Raw genomic sequence first — 3,074 nt, forward strand, 5'->3', positions numbered from 1 at the left:
GGCCGGCCGCGGCGCTGGGTAAGGAAGGGCACCTTATTAACGCCTGCGGTATAGGAAGGGCCCCTTGTTAACACTCTCGGGGGCGCGTCGCGCTCGGCCGTCGGGCGGCGGGGCGCTGCTTGGCAGGGCGGTTCGCGGCGGGGGCGGTCGACCTGTTAGCCTTGTCGCCGGCCCGCCCGGTGACAGCCGGGTGGGACCGACGCCGGTCCGCCGGCGGAGGGGCTGTGGCGCAGACTGGTAGCGCACCTCGTTCGCATCGAGGGGGTCAGGGGTTCAAATCCCCTCAGCTCCACCCAAAGCAGCAGTTCAGGGCAGGTTTCCGACGCGGTCGGGGCCTGCCCTTGATCATTTCATCGGACCGGAACCTTCTCCGGCATCTCGCCATCGGTACGAAGCGGGACCCGGATGACGTATGTCCTGAGTCGACTGTCAGGATCTCAGCATGACGGTCAGACTTGCCGGCAGGGTTGCCCTGGTCACGGGCGGTAGCCGAGGTATCGGCGCCGCCGTCGCGCGCCGGCTCGCCGAGGACGGCATCCACGTCGCGTTCACCTACCGCACCGCGGAGGAGAGTGCGAAGTCCGTGGTGGCCGACATCGAGGCGTACGGCCGCACCGGCCTGTCGATCCGTGGGGACAGTACCGATGCGGCAGCGGTGGTCGGTGCCGTCGAGCGGACCGTCGCCGAACTGGGGCGGCTGGACATCCTGGTCAACAACGCCGGGGTGTTCGCGGGCGGGCGGATCGAGTCGGTCAGCCTCGACGACCTCGACCGGGCCGTCGCGGTCAACGTGCGCGGGGTGTTCCTCGCCACCCAGGCGGCCCTGCGTCACATGGGCGAGGGCGGGCGGATCGTCAACATCGGCAGCAGCTTCGCCAGCCGCGTCCCGGCCCCCGGAGTGAGCGCCTACGCCATGACGAAGAGCGCCGTCAACGGTCTGACCCGGGCACTCGCCCGCGAACTCGGCCCGCGCGGGATCACCGTCAACCTGATCCTGCCCGGATCGACCGACACCGACATGAACCCGGCGGACAGCGCCGGCGCGGACGCGCAGCGATCGCACATCGCGCTCGGCCGGTACGCGGCACCGGCCGACGTGGCAGCGACGGTCAGCCACCTGGTGGGCGATGGCGGACGGCACATCACCGGCGCGTCGATCGCCATCGACGGCGGCGCAACGGCCTGAACGGATCCGCGCCGCGCACTCGGCGGATGGTGTCGGGGGGTCTACCTAAACTCCCGCGGCATGGCGACGGTGACCTTTGTAGACGAGAGCACGGCCGGTGCTCGTACCCCCGCTTGGGCCCTGCAGATCTTCGAGGAGCGGCTGACGCTGCGTGAGCTGATCCGGCGGCGGATCCACCAGGAGGTGGCCGAGCACAACGCCGCCGCCCCGGCACCGCGCCGGCTGCTGGTGCAGCCCACCTCGACCGAACGGGCGCTCAACGGCGAGCCGGGCGAGCAGCCGCGCCGCCGGATAGCGCCGGAGCGGCAGGTCGCCCTCGCCGAGGAGGCGTTCGCCCGCAACGGCTTCGTGGTGCTGGTCGGCGACCGTCAGGTCGAGGAACTCGACGACGAGGTCGACCTGCGCCGCGACACCGAGGTCACCTTCCTCAAGCTCGTCCCGCTGGTGGGTGGCTGATGACCACCACCACCGACACCGTCTGGTACGTCACCCGGGTCCGCGACCTGGTCGCCACGAACGATCTGGCTGACCTGGCCAGCCACCTCTACACCCACGCCCGACTGTGCCGGGACAGCCCGGAGGTACGCGCCGCGCTTCGCCCGCTGTCCCGGCCGGACGTGGCCCGTCTGGTGCAGGCCATGGTCGCCATTCACCGCAGGGACCGGACTCGGACGTGGCCGGTGCTGGACCTGATCGGGCAGCTGGCCCGCCGACTCCCCACCGACCTGGCGCCCGAGCAGCTTCAGGATCTCGCCACGTACGCCGTCGAGGAACCGTACTCGCTGTCGCCCACCGCGCTGGAGACCGTGGCCCGGGGGCTGGCCGCCGCCGGGCCGCTCGCCGCCGAGCTGGTAGCGGTGTTGGTCGACCGGTCCGACGAGAGCCAACGGCTGCGGCAACTGGTGGCCGAATTGACCGGTCCGCAGCTCGACCCGGACGACCCGTGGGCTGAGCAGATCCTCACCGAGCTGCGCGTTCTCGACCCGGCCTGGCAGCGACTGGTAGCCCATGCCAGCACCGCCACCACGGCCCGGCCGACGGTCGGCTGGTCGACCGAGGCGTCCCGCCTGCTCGGCACGGTCGACCCGGCCGAGACGAGAGCGGTCATCGACCGGTGGCTGGCCGCCGCCGCGCGTACCCCGCATCAGCAGCCGGCCTCGGTCAACGCCGACGTGCTGCGGGGCCTGCTCTGGCTGGTGGAGCGGAGCCGACCGGCACCGGAGCAGGTACGCCGCATCGGTGGCCTGGTCGAGTCGATGCTGCGCCGGCTGCCCGGGATCGGGCCGGCCTGCCCGAAGGTTGCCAACGCGGCGGTCGGGGTGCTCGGGCGGATCGACGGCGAGGCGGCGCTGGCGCAGTTGGCCCGGCTGTCGGCCCGGGTCACCTACAAGGGCACCCGCAACGAGATCGACAAGGCGCTCGACGCCCGCGCCGCGGCGCTCGGGATCGGCCGGGACGAGATCGAGGAACTGGCCGTACCGGACTACGGCCTGACCGCGGTGGGTCGGCACGAGGTGGCCCTCGGCGGATGCCGGGCGGAGCTGCTGATCGCGTCCACCAGCGCCACCCTGGTCTGGTACAACGACGCCGGCCGGCAGGTGAAGAGCCCACCGGCGGCGGTACGCCGGGACCATGCGGCGGAGCTGGCCGAGCTGAAGAGCCTGGCCAAGGAGATCACCGGGATGCTCGCGGCCCAGGCGGCCCGACTGGATCGTCTCTTCCTGGCCCAGCGGCACTGGACCCTGGCCGCATGGCGGCAGCGCTACCTGGACCATCCGCTGGTCGGCACGCTGGCCCGCCGGCTGCTCTGGCTGGTCGACGGAATGCCCTGCGGCTGGGCCGACGGCGCGCTGCGCACCATGGACGACACCCCGGTGACCGCCGCCGA

3 protein-coding genes and 1 tRNA gene are annotated in these 3,074 nt (G+C 72.1%); all 4 read left to right on the forward strand.

Annotation, left to right across the window (positions count from 1 at the left end; all coding sequences use genetic code 11):
- The first annotated feature begins 218 nt into the window (after nt 1–218).
- Nucleotides 219–292: transfer RNA gene (locus AB0M52_RS32725), tRNA-Ala, on the forward strand.
- Between the two features lie 150 nt (nt 293–442).
- A complete protein-coding gene (locus AB0M52_RS32730; protein WP_363961674.1) occupies nt 443–1,186 on the forward strand; it encodes a 3-oxoacyl-ACP reductase family protein in 744 nt (247 codons plus the stop codon).
- Nucleotides 1,187–1,246: 60 nt separating this feature from the next.
- Nucleotides 1,247–1,642: a hypothetical protein gene (locus AB0M52_RS32735; protein WP_363961676.1), complete on the forward strand. Its 396-nt coding sequence runs from the start codon at nt 1,247–1,249 to the stop codon at nt 1,640–1,642.
- Nucleotides 1,642–3,074, forward strand: a 1,433-nt coding sequence (locus tag AB0M52_RS32740) for a DUF4132 domain-containing protein (protein ID WP_363961678.1), incomplete at its 3' end; no start/stop codon positions are given. The genes AB0M52_RS32735 and AB0M52_RS32740, both read left to right, overlap by 1 nt.

The sequence above is a fragment of the Micromonospora sp. NPDC051296 genome, from assembly GCF_040682255.1.
GTDB lineage: Bacteria > Actinomycetota > Actinomycetes > Mycobacteriales > Micromonosporaceae > Micromonospora > Micromonospora craterilacus.

Excerpts from the sequence above, each read along its gene's own strand:
- AB0M52_RS32735 (WP_363961676.1), top strand. The coding sequence starts at position 1,247 with ATGGCGACGGTGACCTTTGTAGACGAGAGCACGGCCGGTGCTCGTACC.
- AB0M52_RS32730 (WP_363961674.1), top strand. The coding sequence starts at position 443 with ATGACGGTCAGACTTGCCGGCAGGGTTGCCCTGGTCACGGGCGGTAGC.